Origin of the sequence: Ewingella allii (assembly GCF_044430645.1) — a bacterium.
Classification (GTDB): domain Bacteria; phylum Pseudomonadota; class Gammaproteobacteria; order Enterobacterales; family Enterobacteriaceae; genus Ewingella; species Ewingella allii.
In genome coordinates, this window is record NZ_JAWUDN010000001.1 from 918,669 (window position 1) to 934,189 (window position 15,521).

The 15,521-nt window shown below is 51.3% G+C and carries 17 protein-coding genes; all 17 read left to right on the forward strand.

The window, feature by feature from the left end; translation table 11 throughout:
* The first annotated feature begins 7 nt into the window (after window positions 1-7).
* The 17 genes from SBO83_RS04460 to SBO83_RS04540 all read left to right on the forward strand — a co-directional run bounded on the left by SBO83_RS04460 (window position 8) and on the right by SBO83_RS04540 (window position 15,513).
* Window positions 8-856 carry a head maturation protease, ClpP-related gene (locus tag SBO83_RS04460; protein ID WP_396130588.1) on the forward strand — a complete coding sequence of 283 codons (849 nt, stop codon included), beginning with the start codon at window positions 8-10 and terminating at the stop codon, window positions 854-856.
* Between the two features lie 9 nt (window positions 857-865).
* Entirely contained in the window at window positions 866-2,086 is a 1,221-nt protein-coding gene (locus SBO83_RS04465) for a phage major capsid protein (RefSeq protein ID WP_396130589.1), read from the forward strand.
* 56 nt (window positions 2,087-2,142) lie between these two features.
* Entirely contained in the window at window positions 2,143-2,406 is a 264-nt protein-coding gene (locus tag SBO83_RS04470; protein WP_396130590.1) for a DUF7210 family protein, read from the forward strand.
* A 10-nt stretch (window positions 2,407-2,416) separates the two neighbouring features.
* Window positions 2,417-2,743: a head-tail connector protein gene (locus tag SBO83_RS04475; RefSeq protein WP_396130591.1), complete on the forward strand. Its 327-nt coding sequence runs from the start codon at window positions 2,417-2,419 to the stop codon at window positions 2,741-2,743.
* Window positions 2,740-3,075, forward strand: a complete 336-nt coding sequence (locus SBO83_RS04480) for a phage head closure protein (protein WP_396130592.1) — start codon at window positions 2,740-2,742, stop codon at window positions 3,073-3,075. The genes SBO83_RS04475 and SBO83_RS04480 overlap by 4 nt, the downstream gene beginning before the upstream one ends.
* Complete coding sequence (locus SBO83_RS04485) at window positions 3,062-3,451, forward strand: hypothetical protein (protein ID WP_396130593.1); 390 nt, start codon at window positions 3,062-3,064, stop codon at window positions 3,449-3,451. The genes SBO83_RS04480 and SBO83_RS04485 overlap by 14 nt, the downstream gene beginning before the upstream one ends.
* Window positions 3,448-3,852: an HK97-gp10 family putative phage morphogenesis protein gene (locus tag SBO83_RS04490; RefSeq protein WP_396130594.1), complete on the forward strand. Its 405-nt coding sequence runs from the start codon at window positions 3,448-3,450 to the stop codon at window positions 3,850-3,852. Before SBO83_RS04485 ends, SBO83_RS04490 begins: the two co-directional genes overlap by 4 nt.
* 33 nt (window positions 3,853-3,885) lie before the next feature.
* Window positions 3,886-4,356, forward strand: a complete 471-nt coding sequence (locus SBO83_RS04495; RefSeq protein ID WP_396130595.1) for a phage tail protein — start codon at window positions 3,886-3,888, stop codon at window positions 4,354-4,356.
* A gap of 63 nt (window positions 4,357-4,419) precedes the next feature.
* Window positions 4,420-4,794, forward strand: a complete 375-nt coding sequence (locus SBO83_RS04500) for a phage tail protein (protein ID WP_396130596.1) — start codon at window positions 4,420-4,422, stop codon at window positions 4,792-4,794.
* A 232-nt stretch (window positions 4,795-5,026) separates the two neighbouring features.
* On the forward strand, window positions 5,027-8,377 hold the full coding sequence (locus tag SBO83_RS04505; protein ID WP_396130597.1) for a phage tail tape measure protein: 3,351 nt from the start codon (window positions 5,027-5,029) through the stop codon (window positions 8,375-8,377).
* Entirely contained in the window at window positions 8,377-8,715 is a 339-nt protein-coding gene (locus tag SBO83_RS04510) for a phage tail protein (RefSeq protein ID WP_396130598.1), read from the forward strand. The genes SBO83_RS04505 and SBO83_RS04510 overlap by 1 nt, the downstream gene beginning before the upstream one ends.
* 8 nt (window positions 8,716-8,723) lie before the next feature.
* A complete protein-coding gene (locus tag SBO83_RS04515; RefSeq protein ID WP_396130599.1) occupies window positions 8,724-9,476 on the forward strand; it encodes a phage minor tail protein L in 753 nt (250 codons plus the stop codon).
* A 3-nt stretch (window positions 9,477-9,479) separates the two neighbouring features.
* The gene (locus tag SBO83_RS04520; RefSeq protein ID WP_396130600.1) at window positions 9,480-10,187 is read left to right on the forward strand and encodes a Mov34/MPN/PAD-1 family protein; all 708 of its coding nucleotides are present in this window, start codon (window positions 9,480-9,482) and stop codon (window positions 10,185-10,187) included.
* A 58-nt stretch (window positions 10,188-10,245) separates the two neighbouring features.
* The gene (locus SBO83_RS04525) at window positions 10,246-10,596 is read left to right on the forward strand and encodes a hypothetical protein (protein WP_396130601.1); all 351 of its coding nucleotides are present in this window, start codon (window positions 10,246-10,248) and stop codon (window positions 10,594-10,596) included.
* A 47-nt stretch (window positions 10,597-10,643) separates the two neighbouring features.
* A complete protein-coding gene (locus SBO83_RS04530) occupies window positions 10,644-11,261 on the forward strand; it encodes a tail assembly protein (RefSeq protein ID WP_396130602.1) in 618 nt (205 codons plus the stop codon).
* Between the two features lie 80 nt (window positions 11,262-11,341).
* Window positions 11,342-14,503 carry a TipJ family phage tail tip protein gene (locus SBO83_RS04535; RefSeq protein ID WP_396130603.1) on the forward strand — a complete coding sequence of 1,054 codons (3,162 nt, stop codon included), beginning with the start codon at window positions 11,342-11,344 and terminating at the stop codon, window positions 14,501-14,503.
* Window positions 14,503-15,513: a DUF6453 family protein gene (locus SBO83_RS04540; protein WP_396130604.1), complete on the forward strand. Its 1,011-nt coding sequence runs from the start codon at window positions 14,503-14,505 to the stop codon at window positions 15,511-15,513. Before SBO83_RS04535 ends, SBO83_RS04540 begins: the two co-directional genes overlap by 1 nt.
* Window positions 15,514-15,521 lie beyond the last annotated feature (8 nt).

Below are 15,521 nucleotides of genomic sequence, written 5' to 3' on the forward strand. Positions count from 1 at the left end.
TAAACCCATGTCATTAAAACATCTTCCGGCAGCGCCGGAGGGGCGCCCGTGCGCGAAAGTCACCAGTGAGCTATCACCGGCCGCGTTAGACCGCTGGGACGGTGGCATTAAGGCTGCCAACAGCAATGACAACACGATCTCTATTTTCGATGTCATTGGTTCTGATTATTGGGGAGATGGAGTGACAGCCAACCGTATCGCTGGCGCTCTTCGTTCAATGAACGGCGAAGACGTCACTGTGAGCATTAACTCGCCGGGCGGGGACATGTTTGAAGGGCTGGCGATCTATAACCAGCTGCGAGAATACAGCGGCAAAGTAACTGTGAAAGTGCTGGGGATTGCCGCTTCTGCTGCGTCGATTATCGCCATGGCAGGTGATGAAATTCAGATTGGGCGCGGAGCTTTCCTGATGATCCACAACTGTTGGGTTATAGCAGTCGGAAACCGGCATGACCTCGCGCGCGCAGCTCAGGACATGGAGCCCTTTGACCGTGCAATGCAGGACATTTACTCCGCGCGCAGTGGACTTGATGCCGTAACCGTATCGGGAATGATGGACAGCGAAACTTATATTGGCGGCAACGATGCGGTCGAGAAAGGCTTTGCTGACCGGCTTCTTTCCGCGGATGAAATTTCCGATGGGGACGAAAGCCCTGCGGCCGCGCTGCGAAAACTCGACGCGCTGCTGGCAAAAGCTAATACCCCGCGCTCTGAGCGCAGAAAACTTCTCAAATCTTTATCTGCCAGTACGCCGGGCGCTACTGACAATCACCAAGGTAAGCCGAGCGCTACCGATGCACCAAAACCTGAAAACATCAAACAACTTGAAGACGCGCTGGCCGCGTTCGGCAAATAAGGAAGCACCATGTCTGACGTAAATGAATTATTGAAAAAAGTATCAGCCAAGCTCGAAGAAGTATCCGGCACGTTCAGTCAGAAGGCTGAGGATGCTTTGAAAGAAGCCAAAAGCTCTGGTCAGCTTTCAGCACAGACCAAAGAGGCGGTTGATAAAATTGCCACCGAGTTCAACGCGCTGAATGAGGCGAACAAATCACTGAAGGCTTCAGTTGGGGAGCTTGAGCAGCACGTTGCGCAGATGCCTCTGAACAGCGCGGCGAAGGTGATTGAGACCGTGGGGCAAGTGGTTATCAGCTCCGATGCACTGAAGGCGTTTTCGGCCAGCGTAGAGGGCGGTAAACGCGTCAGTATTCCGGTAAGTGCGGCCTTGCTATCAACTGACGTTGCTCAGGGCGTAGTCGAGCCACAGCGTTTGCCTGGCATTGATACTGCACCAAAGCAACGCTTATTCATCCGTGATCTGATTGCACCCGGCCGCACTGGTTCACCTGCAATCTTCTGGGTTCAGCAGACGGGCTTCACAAACGCTGCCAAAGTGGTCGCAGAAGGTACTACCAAACCATACAGCGATATCGAGTTCGCAACTAAGATCACCCCTGTTACGACGATTGCACATATGTTCAAAGCGTCGAAGCAGATCCTCGATGATTTTGCCCAACTACAATCGACCGTTGATGCCGAAATGCGCTTTGGTCTGAAGTATGTTGAAGAACAAGAAATCCTCTTCGGTGATGGCACTGGCGTGCATCTTCACGGCATCGTGCCGCAGGCGACCGCATTTAAGGCCGAGTTCGAAGTGGATAAGCAGAACGGCATTGATGATCTGCGACTGGCAATGCTTCAGGCCCAGTTGGCGCGCTTCCCGGCATCCGGCCACGTTCTTCACTTCATTGACTGGGCGAAGATTGAACTGACGAAAGATACTCTCGGTCGCTACATTCTTGCAAATCCGTCCGGTTTAACCGGGCCGACGTTGTGGGGGCTGCCAGTCGTTGCCACTGAGGCACCGGCGTTCAAGGGCAAGTTCCTTACCGGGGCATTCAACGCAGCAGCTCAGCTATTTGATCGCGAAGATGCCAACGTGGTGATCAGCACTGAGAACGCTGACGATTTCGAAAAGAACATGATTTCGATTCGTTGTGAAGAGCGCCTGGCGCTGGCAGTTAAGCGCCCAGAGGCATTTATCTACGGCGCCTTCACTACGCCCGTTGCTGGCGGCGGCCAGTAGCCCCTAACCATCAATGAAAGCGGCCTATTGGCCGCTTTTTATTTGAGGAGCAAAGCATGAAATTAATCGCACTCAAGCCTATCTATCACAATGGCAATGTCGTGGTTGAGAAGGAAGAATTTGAAACCAACGAGCAACACGCGCGCGAGTTGGTAGCGAAAGGGTATGCAATGGAGGTTATTGAAATACTCTTAAATCAAAGTTTGCCTGATGGCGAGCTGAATAATGACCTGCCAGAGCCAGAGCCAGAGCCAGAGCCAGAGCCAGAGCCAGAGCCAGAGCCAGAGCCAGAGCCGAAATCATCCAGTAAGAAAAAATAAGGTTCAACCCATGCTTGAACTCAACACGGTTAAGGCTCATTGCCGGGTCGATGCAGACTTCACGTTGGATGATGAGCTTTTTAAAATCTATTCAGGATCAGCAAAGCGGCACGTTGAGAAATGGACCCGTCGAAAGCTATACCAGGCTATCGATGAGCCTGGGTTCGCGGAGGACGACGATGCGCTGTTGCTGGACGATGACATACGGTCTGCAATGTTGCTTTGCATCGGACATTGGTATGCAAATCGTGAGGGTGTGGTTATTGGAGAGACTGCGGTGAATCTTCCATTGGCCGTTCAAGCTCTACTCCAGCCTTACAGGATCTATGGCCTATGAAAAGTCTTCGTGCAGGCGATCTCAATAAAAGAGTTTTACTCCGAAAGACGGTGACCATCAGAGACGAATCCGGGGGAACCAAACAGACCGTTGTGGATGTTGCCACGGTATGGGCTTCGGCTGAGGCAATTTCAAATCGAAAAATCCGCTCTTTAGATCAGGGGCAAATTGTCGAAACAATGATGTTCGTGATGCGACCCCGTACCGATGTGCTAGTCGACTGGCAGGCAGTGTTAAACGGTCAGGTTTACACCATTCGGGCTGCTGACCGCACTCATTCCGACCGCTTGCAACTCACCGGAGAGGCCGATACCCGCCATGATCGAATATGAAATCAAAGCGGCCCTTGAGGCGCTATCTGGGTTAAATGCTTACCCCTTGCTTTTGCCTGATCCAGAGCAAGAGGGTGTCACATACCAGCGCATTAGCGACCCACGGCTTGAAACAGGCATGGTAGTCACATCATTGGTTCAAGCCCGCTTTCAAATCAGCTATCACGTCATTGATGATTATCCGCGGCTACTGAGTCTAGATAAAACCGTACGTGACGCGTGGGAGCCTATTGCTCATGGTCGAATTGGTCGTTGGCCAGTGCAGACCGTGACGCGCGGCGGCATTAGCCAGAACAAGCAGACCCTGACCAATAACCGTGTGCAGTACCGACTAACCCGAGATTTCATCATTTGTTACCCGGAGGACGCCTCATGATTTCCATGAAAGTCGAGGGGCTAGCGGAACTTGAACGCCAGTTGATCGCACTCGGCGAAAAGGTGGGAACAAAGGTTCTGCGAGAGGCGGGGCGCGCCGCGCTCGAAGTCGTTCAGGAGGACATGATTAAGCACGCTGGTTTTGATGAGACCGCCAGCGGCCAGCACATGCGCGACACGATAAAAATTAGAAGCACAACACGCAAAACCAAAGGGACTGCCGTAGTTGTTCTTCGTGTCGGGCCAAGTAAGGCGCACTTCATGAAAGCGCTGGCGCAAGAATTCGGTACCGTAAAACAGGTTCCCGATCCGTTTATACGCCCTGCGCTCGATTACAACCGAATCAAAGTTCTGCGCATCCTCGCTGTAGAAATTAAAGACCGTATCCAATCCAACCGGTAGCGCCCGCTGCCTATTCACTAAAGAGAGAAAATCATGGCCGATCCTAAAACATCGCCGGAATACGCAATGCTTCCGGCTGGCACTATTGTGAAATATGGTGAGTTGGGTGCCGCAGCTGCGGCAATGAAACCACTTATTAACTGTAAGGCGCTGGGAGCCACGGGGCAAACCGGTAGCTTCGTGGACTGCACCACGCTGATCGATATGTCCAAGCAGTTTATTTCGGACTTGCCAGAAGGGCCGGAAAAATCACTGGGCTTTATTGATGATCCAGCCAACCCCGATTTTGCCGCATTCCTTACCGCCGCCGAGCAGCGCAAAACCGTTCAGTTTTACATTGAATTACCGAATGGTCGAACCGCAACCATGCTGTTGGCATTGTCAGGCTGGCAGATGAACGAAATCACAGCGCCAGCCAGCGAGGTGATTCAGGTGACCGTACAGGGTAAACAGAACAACCTTGTATGGGGAACTGTTCCGGCTCCGGATGCCAAAAAAGCATAACCAGCCCCCTAAAACTTATAGCCGCCTTCGGGCGGTTTTTTTACATCAAAATTAGGCAATCTCATGGCTAACAAAACAGAAAAATTCGACTACAAAGCACTGAAATCCGCGCTGTTAAAACCAACGAATACCGCAATTGAAACTACGCTTTTTGGCGCACAGGTGTTTATTCGCCGTCTGACCGCCGCCGAGTTGATTGGGCATGAAGAGCAAATCGACGCGGCAGCCAAAGAATTAGATGTTCGTGGCTCATCCTTGATAAGTGTTCAGCTCATTATCAGTTGCCTGGTTAATCCGGATGGTACGTCTATCGACCCCTCTGATTTGCCAACAGCCGCCGAACTGCTCGAGGCCCATGACAATGCCACGCTGATCGACGCTATCACAACCGTTAAAGAGCACTCCCTCGGCAAACTGGAAGAAGCGCAAAAAAACTAACTGACTCGCCTTGGCTGACGTTTATTTTTCAACTGGCCGACCGCTGGGGCGAGTCTGACCCCCGAAAGATTGCAGATCTTCCCGTCGAAATTCTTCTTCACTGGCGGGCTTACTTCATTCAGCAAGGCATTCTGGCCCCGGATGAATCACAGCCTGCTTTACCAGAACCAGTGCAGACACCGGTTCATTCTCAACAGGATGAATGTGCTGCCGTAATGCGGGCGCTAATGTAATGGGTGACGTGGCATCATTGGCGGTCGGGCTACACCTGAACGCCGCGAACTTTAAATCACAGCTGATTGGTGCCTACGGTGACGCGGAAGGCCAATCGCGTAAATTCAACCGCAGCACGCAGGACGATGCGAAAAAAACAGATGCCGCGTATGCCAAGGTGGGTTCAACCATTACCGGCCTCGCCGGGCGGCTGGCAGCTTTCGCCGGTGTTGGCCTGTCCCTTGGTTCGATCATCAATACTTCTCGCCAGTATGGACAGGCGCTTTCCGACCTGTCAGCGATCACCGGCTCGACCGGAGAACAGCTAAAATCTCTCGACGCCGCGGCGCAGGAAATGGGCCGCACGACGGAGTACAGCGCCAGTCAGGCGGTCGAAGCCCTCAAGCTAATGGCATCGGCTAAGCCTGAACTGCTTGAAACGGCTGACGGACTTACCCAAGCAACGAAGAGCGCGTTGGTGCTGGCACAGGCCGCAGGCTCCACGCTGCCTGATGCAACAAAGACGCTGGCCCTGTCTCTAAACCAGTTTGGCGCGGGCGCTGACCAGGCTGATCGTTATATCAACGTGCTGGCCGCCGGCGCGAAGTATGGTGCATCAGAAATTGCCGATACTGCCGCCGCGATCAAAAACGGCGGCGTGGCCGCAGCGCAGGCCGGAGTCGGATTTGAGCAGCTCAACGCAGCTATTCAGGTGCTGGCGTCCCGAGAAATCAAAGGTGGTGAAGCGGGTACTGCGCTGCGTAACGTCATTTTGCAGTTGGAGAAAGGGACTGATAAGACGCTCAAACCTTCGGTTGTAGGCCTGAGCACGGCGCTGGAAAACCTCTCCAAAAAGAATCTCTCGACGGCGCAGGCTGTTAAAGTTTTTGGTCTGGAAAATATCAATGCCGCCTCGATTTTGGTGGATAACCGAAAGAATCTCGATGACCTAACCAAATCTTTGACCGGGACACAAACCGCCCACGAACAGGCGTCGGTAAGGGTGAATAACCTTAACGGCGATCTGATGGGGCTGACCAGCGCCTTTGAGGGGCTGATCATCAAGGTTGGGCAAAGTGGCAACGGTCCGTTGCGCTCAGGCGTGCAAAGCATCACAGAAGCAGTTGGTTTACTGTCTGATAACTTTAATGCTGTGGCTTCGGTCGCGCTATACACACTTATACCGGTGCTTGCGACAAAGTTAACGGCGGGAATACGTAGTAGCACCGCAGAGTGGGTAGCAAATCAGAAGGCGGTAAGGGAGTCGGCAAACGCGCAAGCCGAAATTGCCAAAAAAACGATTGAAACCACGAAAGCGGCGTTGGCCCGTAATGATGCTGATTATGCCGGTTATCGACTGTTGGAAAAAAATGCTCAGCAGCATGGTTATCTCATCAAGTACAACGAGGATTTTAATCGACTCGGTAGGCAAGAGTTAGAACTGGTAAGGACGCAAGACGCGGCCAAACTAAGCCTAGCAGCTGCAAATCGACAGGTCTCTGTTTCTGCACGGGCAATGGCAGCCGCAGTCGGATTGGCAAAAGGAGCCTTGTCGCTGGTGGGCGGCCCGGTGGGCGCTGCCATGTTGGCAGGTTCGGCCATTTTTTATCTGCATCAGCAAAACGTTCAGGCGCGCCAGTCGGCATTGGGCCTTAAAGATGCAGTTGTTGAAACAACAGCAGCCCTGATGCAGCTTTCTGACAAGCAGCTGGCCGTTAAGCAGCTCGACTTGCAGGATCAGTATCAAAACCAGATCACGCAGAAAAACCAGATCGTCAAAGAAATTCAGGATGCCGACAGTCGTATCAGCAGTCTGCAAAGTTTTGACCCATTTGGGCAGTTGTCCGGCGTTCAGTCAGGAAAGGTCCGGGCGGAGGCGCAGCTTGAGGACGTCAAAAAGGGGATCGATAAGGCTAAGGACTCTCTTGATAACGTGAATAAGGCGCGGTTCCTTGTTCAAACGAACATCGCAGGATTTGCCAATAATCTTGCCAGTGACGTCAAGGCCATTACCGCCGCAGGAAAAGCAGCGGATGGCGCCGCAAGTCCTTGGGGCGGTGAAGACCCGGCCAAAGCCGATAAAAAAGGCCAGCAGGCCTTAAAAACCTATAAGCAGTTGCGCCTTGAGATTGAGAAGGAACATGCCAGCAGTCTGGCAAAAATTGATATCGAGGAAAAGGCCGCTCAGCAGAAGCTGATTGAAACGGCAAAAGCAGCTGGCGTGGCGCAATCAGTCGTTCAAAAGCTTGTCCTGTTGAATGCTCAAAACTACCAGCGGCAACGAATGGATCTGGCGGAGCAGTATTCCCCGGCGCGGGCGACGCTTCGTAAAGAGCAGGAAACGAGCCGTGACCTCAAGCAACTATTTGATGCACGCCTGCTGACTGAAAAAGAGTATCAGGCAGCACGGTTAAACCTCAGTCAAAGCTCTACCCGCGACATCCTTAAGGCGCAGGCCGATATTATCGCCGCACCTAAGCAGAACATTGCTGGTGAGGTAGATCCTGTAGCTCAGTTGCAAAACCAGCTGGCCCAGCAGCAGGCGCTTTATCAGGCTTATTACGATAACGGGAGAATCAACAAAGAGCAGTATGAGTCGCTGATGGCGAAAGCCTCAGAAGATTCGGCAGAGGCGCAGTATAACGCGGCGTTGAGCCTGTATACCGGGCAGAGTCGCTTAAACAAGCTCTCAATTGGTCTGGTTGATACGGTCAAAGAGCGCATGACTAACACGCTTACAGGCTTGCTGAATGGCACTAAGGATTTCAAGGATGGCATGAGCAGCCTCTTTGCCAGCCTCTCTCAAACCATCATCCAAAACCTGATCGACATGGGCACGCAGGCGTTACTGACGCGGACCATTCTTTCATCGTTTATGAGTTTTGGCGGAGCAGCAGCCGGTGGCGGAGCATCTGCTGCTGGCTCGGGCGCTGGTGCGATGGGCATGGGGACAAGCTTCGGCAGTTACGTGGCCAATGCAAAAGGTGGTGTTTACTCCTCACCCGATCTGAGTGGCTATAGCAACACGGTCGTCAGTTCGCCGACCATGTTCGCCTTTGCAAAAGGCGCGGGCCTGATGGGGGAATCCGGGCCAGAGGCGATCATGCCGCTGACGCGTGCGGCAAACGGCTCACTCGGCGTTCGTTCTATTGGTGACAGTAACGCGACTATGTCCGGTAATTACCCAGCACCACAAATCACCCTCAATATTTACGGGGGAGAGCAGGGCACGGATAACGTTCAGTCTTCATCAGGCTTTGAGCAGATGGGGACTGAGTTGATGAAGCTGGCGCAACGGACCTATGTCGAAATGCGAAATAAAGACCTCAGGCCCGGCGGCGCGCTGTGGCGAAACGCCCGGAGCACCTAATGGCAATCGAAACCTTCTCTTGGAGTCCCCGGCTGAATGCGGGTGGGGATGCAAATTTTAGAGTACGAGAAGCACAGTTTGATGATGGTTACTCCCAAGTGGCCGGTGTTGGGCTCAACCCAAAAAAACAATCTTGGGAATTAAACTTTGTTGGTTCCGAGGCGTATATCAAGGCCATCAAAGATTTTCTGGACCACCACGCTGGCAGTAAATCATTTCGCTGGACTCCCCCGCTAAGCCAGCTTGGTTTGTACCGTTGTAAAGGATACAAACCGACCGCGCTTGGCGGGGGAAATTACTCCCTTTCAGCAACATTTGAGCAGGCCTATCAGGCATAGGGATCCGTATGTCTTTTAATTCGAACATTCAAAAATTAGAACCTGGGGAAACAGTTCGGCTTATTGAAATCGACGGCACTGAGTATGGTGCCGAAATTCTTCGCTTTCACGACGCACCGCTTACTTACTCAGAGGCGGAGATTCTCGCCGCCGGTGATGATGAATCAAAGTTAGCCGGAAAGTCGATGTGGTGGCAGGGGCTTGAATACGGCCCTTGGCCCTTCGAAGTTGAAGATTTAGAGATGACGAGTGACGGGCAAGCCCCTCAGCCAAAAATGAAGGTTTCCAACGTCTCCGGGGTTGTCACCGCGCTATGCCTCACCTTCGATGACATGGCGAAATTCAAAGTCACCATACACGACACCTTCGCGGAATTTCTTGACGCGAGAAATTTTGAGAATGGAAACCCCAGCGCCGACCCAACGGAAGAGAAGGTGCAGGTCTACTACATCGACCGAAAATCTTCGGAAGATGACGAATCCGTGGAGTTTGAATTAGCCAGCCCGGCCGACCTACGGGGCATTCGCATACCGACGCGGCAAATTCATGGCCTGTGCACGTGGTGCCATCGAGGTTGGTATAGAACCGGCCGAGGGTGTGATTACGCAGGAACGCGGTATTTCGATGTGAAAGGCAATCCAGTCGATGATCCATCAAAGGATGTTTGCGGAGGCTTCCGCTCCGATTGCCAGAAACGTTTTGGCGACGGCGAGCCAATCCCGTTTGGCGGGTTCCCCGGTGCCGCGCTGATAAAAGGTTAAGCGATGAAAGATAAAACGCTACAGGCGATTTTGGCGCATGCTGCTGCCGAATACCCCAATGAGTGCTGCGGGGTTGTTGCTCAGAAATCTCGGGTAGAGCGATACTTCCCCTGCCTGAACTTGGCGACCGACGCCACCGAGCAGTTTTATTTAGATCCTGAGGGGTATGTCGAGGCTGAAGAGTGGGGGACTATCACGGCTATTGTTCACAGCCACCCCGACGCCACCACCCAGCCGAGTGAGCTTGATTTAGCTCAGTGCGATAACCACGAATTGCCATGGCATATCGTGAGCTGGCCGGAGGGCGATTTACGAACCATTCAGCCGCGCGGGGAATTGCCGCTGATTGGCCGCCAGTTTGTGATTGGCCACACCGATTGCTGGGGACTGATAATGTCCTATTTCCGGCAAACCCACGGCATTGAGCTCAAAGATTACCGCGTCGACCGTTATTGGTGGGAGTCAGGCGAGGAAAACCTCTATATGGATAACTGGTACGAATGCGGGTTCCGAGAGTTTGCCGGGCAGCCGCGGGCCGGAGACATGGTGATCATGCAGGTGTCTGCGCCAGTGGCGAATCACGCGGGGGTGCTGACCGAAGACGGCATGCTGCTTCACCACATGCACGGCATGCTGAGCCAGCGCGTTCCGTATGGTGGCTATTATCTTGATCGAACAATCAAGATACTCCGGCACAAAGATTTGCTCTGATTGTCTTTCCTGATAGGGGTGTGATGCTAATATCATCTTCTGAAATCAGGAGGATTAAATGATCAAAGCAACTTACCTTTTGGCGGCATTGGTATTAACCGGATGTGCGTCGGTCAGTGAGATGAGGCAGTCTGGTCCCGCAAAAGAATATCAGACCGATAAAAATGCAAAATCAGTATCGGAATGTATTCTCACTGGTTGGCAAGATAATTCTAGCGGTATGTTCAACTACGGTGAGTCCTTCATTCAACCATATGGGGACGGTTATTCCGTATATTCTGACGGGCATAATGAGACAGCCGATATCCAAACGGTTTCCGGAAAAACTAACATTAAGTTTTACCATCGCGGCGGCTTATTCGATAAGCGACTAAATGCGAGAACATCGGTCATAGAACGATGTAAATAATTAAAAAAAACAAGGGGCTTCGGCCCCTTTTTCTTTGGGTGATATTTATGAATGCTATTGCTACAGAAGAACTCACGACAATCAAACTCAGCGGGTCGTTGGCAAGACTTTTTGATAGAGAACACCAGCGTGTGATTCATAGCCCAAAACAAGCAATAAGCGCTTTAAAAAATACTATTCCGGGGTTTGAACAATTCCTTATTTCATCTAAGCAACGCGGGCTAACTTTCGCAATTTTCAAGGGGAAGAGAAATATCGGTTTAGATGAGTTGGGAAATGTTACAGCGGGAAAGGAAATCCATATTGTCCCAGTGATTATCGGAAGCAAAAGGGCGGGAATGTTTCAAACTATCTTGGGTGTAGCGTTGATAGCAGCAGCCGCATATTTCTCTGGTGGCGTAGGTGCCGCTTTTGGGGCTGGTGGATTGACCGGAGCGACCGCCCTAGCAGGTGCCTCGATAGCACTTGGCGGTGTAGCCCAGATGCTTTCTCCACAAACAACGGGTCTACGAACGCGACAAGATCCAGATAATAAACCCTCATACGCTTTCGGAGGCCCAGTTAACACAACCGCTCAGGGTAACCCCGTGTCAGTTGGATACGGGGAGCGGGAGGTCGGTGGGGCAATAATCTCGGCCGGAATCTACACCGAAGACCAGCAGTAAAAATTACACTCAGCGCCAGAAGGCGCTCAGTTCTCTTCAAATTAAAGGTCGCTTAGGCGGCCTTTTTTTATGGGCGCAATATGGAAACTGCAACTCTGATTAAAGGCCGAAAAGGCGGGAGCAGCGGCGGCAGCACGCCGACAGAATCACCTGACGACCTACAATCCAATGACATTGCGAAAATCCTCGTCGCGCTGGGTAACGGCGAGTGGTTTGGGGGATTGAGTGGCTCGAATATCTACCTAGACGGTACTGATATCGATTCTCTTGGTGGGAACATCAAGTGGGAGTTTAGGCCCGGCACTCAGCAGCAAACCTATATTCAGGGGATGCCAAGTGTTGAAAATGGCATAACCATTGATGCAGAGATCAAGAGCAATACCAATTGGGTGCGTGCCATCAGCAATACCCAACTTGATGCAGTGCGACTTACCTTTAACTGGCCTGCGTTGCAGGAGCAGAAGACAAATGGTGATGTTGTTGGCTACCGCATTGAGTATGCAATTGACTTAGCGACAGACGGCGGCGCATTCCAGCAAATTATCTCAACAGCCGTAGACGGCAAGACCACCACGACTTACCAAAGAAGCCATCGCATAACACTGCCAAAGGCTACCACGGGTTGGCAGATTCGTATCCGCCGAATTACGGCAAACGCGAATAGCGCTCGAATCGCCGACACCATGAAGCTTGGCATGCTTACAGAGGTCATTGACGCTAAATTACGCTATCCGAATACGGCGCTGCTTTATGTCGAATTTAACGCTAAGCAGTTCCCGAACCGCATTCCTCAGATCAGCTGTAAGCCAAAAATGGCGATTATCCGCGTGCCGGATAACTATGACCCAATTGCCCGAACCTATACCGGGACTTGGTTGGGGAATTTTAAGTGGGCTTGGTCTAATAACCCCGCGTGGGTGTTCTACGACATTGTCACATCTGAGATGTATGGCCTCGGCCACCGTATTGATGCGACACAAATTGATCGCTACGAGCTTTACAGGATTGCACAGTATTGCGATCAGTTAGTACCAGATGGGCGCGGCGGTACCGGAATGGAGCCGCGCTTCTTGTGTGACGTTTATCTTCAGTCACAGGAAGAGGCTTGGACCGTTCTGACTGACCTCGCCGGTATCTTTCGAGGCATGACCTATTGGGGTGATAATCAAATGGTGGCGCTGGCAGATATGCCCCGCGACATCGACTATACCTACACTCGCGCCAGCGTGATTAATGGGAAGTTCACTTATTCCTCGGGCAGCGAGCGAGTGCGCTACAGCAGCGCGATGGTTGGATATTCAAACCCAATAAACCACTACGCTGATGATGTTGAGCCTGTGCCAGAGCCAGATCTGGTTAAACGCTATGGTTTTAATCCGCTCGATATTACTGCCATAGGATGCACACGACAGTCCGAAGCGAACCGCCGTGGCCGCTGGGCGCTACTCAGCAATGCCAAAGACAGCGTGGTTACGTTCAACGTTGGCTTAGACGGGCATCTTTCGCCTCCTGGTCGAATTATTGCCGTCGCCGACCCGCGCCGCGCAGGGCGTGCAATGGGTGGGCGCATCAGTGAGGTTTCAGGTCGAAATATTACGTTAGACCGTGTTGCTGATGTCAAACCCAATGATCGGTTGCTGCTGAACCTGCCTAGCGGGAAATCGCAGGCAAGGACAGTTCAGGCCGTCGTCGGCAAGGTGGTGACCGTAACAGCAGCGTATAGCGAAGTGCCGGAGGCTCAAACCGTGTGGGCTGTTGACGCCGATGATTTGTTTGTGCAGCAGTACCGTGTCACCAGCCTGACAGACAACGGCGACAATACCTTCACGATTTCAGCGGTATTCCATGATCCGGATAAATACGAGCGTATTGACACCGGCGCGCGCATTGAAGACCGTCCAATTTCAGTGATACCGCCGGGCGTTCAGTCCCCTCCAACGGGCATTGTGATCAGCAGTTTTTCTTCGGTATCGCAGGGCATCGCTGTGACGACGATGCACGCTCAGTGGAACGCGCCGGATAACGCAGTTGCCTATGAGGCACAATGGCGAAAAGACAATGGCAACTGGATCTCCATTCCTCGCACGTCGACGGCTTCTTTCGATGTGACAGGGATATATGCGGGGCGTTATCTGGTGCGTGTGCGCGCTATAAATGCCAGCGAAATATCTTCTGTGTGGGCTACGTCTATTGAGACTCAGCTCAACGGAAAGGAAGGAAAGCCACCAATGCCGGTTGGCTTCAGAGCGACCGCAATCAACTGGGGAATTCAATTGGATTGGGGGTATCCAGACGCTGCTGAAGATACGCGGCATATTGAGATTCAATATGCTCAAAGCAGTGATGGCGCTAACGCCCTGCTGCTGACAGATGTGCCGTATCCGGCTCGCACCTATACGCAGCTAGGTCTGAAAGCGGGGCAGGTATTTTGGTACCACGCGCGCCTGGTCGATAAAACAGGAAATGAAAGTGATTGGACTGATTGGATTAGAGGAATCGCTAACGATAATCCGAGCGATTACATAGAGGATTTAGATAATCAGATAAAGGCATCTGAAGCGTTTAAAAATCTCTCTGGTCAAATTGATGTCAACACTGAGGCTCTTATTGAAACCGCGATTGCGAATGATGCTGATATTCAGCGCCGCAGGGTTGTTGATGGGAAAAATGCGGCTGAATTCCTTAGCATCACAACTCTTATTGCGACCAATGATTCTGCCTATGCGCAGAAGTTTGAGCAGCTAACGGCGATCTCAGGTCAGAACTCAGCTGCTGTTCAGCAGGTTTCAACCGCTGTTGCTGACTTGAATGGGAAGCTATCTGCCCAATGGGGGATCAAGGTTCAGGTAGACAGTAACGGCGTCAAATACGGCGCAGGGATGCAACTTGGTGTAGAGGGAAGCGGCGGTTCGGTTCAGTCATACGCCTTATTCAGCGCAGATACCTTTGGTGTGTACAACCCGAATAATGGTTCATTTGATTTGGCTTTCGTTATTAAAAACGGACAAACCTTTATCAAAGAAGCTTTTATTGATTACGCGGTGTTCACCTTGGCAAAAGTCGGATCTTGGTATTCTGCAAATTATATAGCGGGACAATCAGGAACAATTATGCGTGCAGATGGTTCGTTTGAGTTTAATGGTTACGCCCCCGGACAGGGACGAGTAACCCTTGATTCAAGAGGGCTCCGTGTATATGACGCGTCAGGAAATATTAAGGTAAAAATTGGGGACTTAAGATAATGCCATACGGAATAGAAGTATCTGGTATGAAGTCTTATAACATGGACGATGCCAGACCTCTTACATTCTTGGGTAGCTTGGCAATCGGGGCAAATATGGGGAATATAAACTCATCGAATGGTGACTATTCCTCCTTATGTCCCGCTGGCTCCCAATTGATTTGCATCCCAGATAATGCAATCGCAATTATTGGTTCGTCAGTATCACCCGTAATGGAGTTTAAATCTCTTAATACTGGAATAGATAATAGTGCTAGAACGGTTTCAGTTACCCTTGACCTTAGAACCAACCTGCAAAGCCCTGTATTTCGAAGCAGCGCAGCTGACAGGCCCAAATCAGTAAACGTCTATTGCGTATACCCGCCAGTGGTAAACCTTGGTGGGTTTGGCTTTGAAGTATCTCAGGGGGGCTCTTTTCCCTACGTGGTAGATAGCTCAAGAGGTATGTTTTTGACATATTCTTATAACGGTATATTCAATGGAAACATGCAACTGCCTATTAGCACCCCATCAAACGTTTTTTGTTACTGGGATCATCCCGAGGTTGCTATTTATTTTGAAGAGTCTACAAAAACAATAAGAGGCTACTCCAGCGGGGGGAGTCAATCCGGTATTTCAATAAACATACAGGTATGCGCATTTTCAATGAAGAGTCCTACCGTTCCTGATTGGGGGATCCAAGTATACGGTTTAGATGGAAAAACGAGTTTTACCAGCGAGGAAATGCCAATTGTTTATAGGGGTAATATAAATTCGCCGGGCAGAGGCGGGGCAGCTACTTACTTCTCTGACCAAGCCCAGTCTAATAGGCCAATGATTCCTGTTTTAAAAATCGGAGGGCAACTTATAAATAAAAGTTGGTTTCATTTAGGAATGGCGAGAAGCGGAAATTCGTTCTTTGGAAGGCCGGCAGGATTTATAAATGGCGGTGATAACAATAATCAAAATCAGCAAGTTGTTGCGTACGAATCAAAGCCACTTCCATTCATTTACGCTACAGACTACTTTTAATTTTAATA

Excerpts from the sequence above, each read along its gene's own strand:
- SBO83_RS04460 (WP_396130588.1), top strand. The coding sequence starts at position 8 with ATGTCATTAAAACATCTTCCGGCAGCGCCGGAGGGGCGCCCGTGCGCG.
- SBO83_RS04465 (WP_396130589.1), top strand. The coding sequence starts at position 866 with ATGTCTGACGTAAATGAATTATTGAAAAAAGTATCAGCCAAGCTCGAA.
- SBO83_RS04470 (WP_396130590.1), top strand. The coding sequence starts at position 2,143 with ATGAAATTAATCGCACTCAAGCCTATCTATCACAATGGCAATGTCGTG.
- SBO83_RS04475 (WP_396130591.1), top strand. The coding sequence starts at position 2,417 with ATGCTTGAACTCAACACGGTTAAGGCTCATTGCCGGGTCGATGCAGAC.
- SBO83_RS04480 (WP_396130592.1), top strand. The coding sequence starts at position 2,740 with ATGAAAAGTCTTCGTGCAGGCGATCTCAATAAAAGAGTTTTACTCCGA.
- SBO83_RS04485 (WP_396130593.1), top strand. The coding sequence starts at position 3,062 with ATGATCGAATATGAAATCAAAGCGGCCCTTGAGGCGCTATCTGGGTTA.
- SBO83_RS04490 (WP_396130594.1), top strand. The coding sequence starts at position 3,448 with ATGATTTCCATGAAAGTCGAGGGGCTAGCGGAACTTGAACGCCAGTTG.
- SBO83_RS04495 (WP_396130595.1), top strand. The coding sequence starts at position 3,886 with ATGGCCGATCCTAAAACATCGCCGGAATACGCAATGCTTCCGGCTGGC.
- SBO83_RS04500 (WP_396130596.1), top strand. The coding sequence starts at position 4,420 with ATGGCTAACAAAACAGAAAAATTCGACTACAAAGCACTGAAATCCGCG.
- SBO83_RS04505 (WP_396130597.1), top strand. The coding sequence starts at position 5,027 with ATGGGTGACGTGGCATCATTGGCGGTCGGGCTACACCTGAACGCCGCG.
- SBO83_RS04510 (WP_396130598.1), top strand. The coding sequence starts at position 8,377 with ATGGCAATCGAAACCTTCTCTTGGAGTCCCCGGCTGAATGCGGGTGGG.
- SBO83_RS04515 (WP_396130599.1), top strand. The coding sequence starts at position 8,724 with ATGTCTTTTAATTCGAACATTCAAAAATTAGAACCTGGGGAAACAGTT.
- SBO83_RS04520 (WP_396130600.1), top strand. The coding sequence starts at position 9,480 with ATGAAAGATAAAACGCTACAGGCGATTTTGGCGCATGCTGCTGCCGAA.
- SBO83_RS04525 (WP_396130601.1), top strand. The coding sequence starts at position 10,246 with ATGATCAAAGCAACTTACCTTTTGGCGGCATTGGTATTAACCGGATGT.
- SBO83_RS04530 (WP_396130602.1), top strand. The coding sequence starts at position 10,644 with ATGAATGCTATTGCTACAGAAGAACTCACGACAATCAAACTCAGCGGG.
- SBO83_RS04535 (WP_396130603.1), top strand. The coding sequence starts at position 11,342 with ATGGAAACTGCAACTCTGATTAAAGGCCGAAAAGGCGGGAGCAGCGGC.
- SBO83_RS04540 (WP_396130604.1), top strand. The coding sequence starts at position 14,503 with ATGCCATACGGAATAGAAGTATCTGGTATGAAGTCTTATAACATGGAC.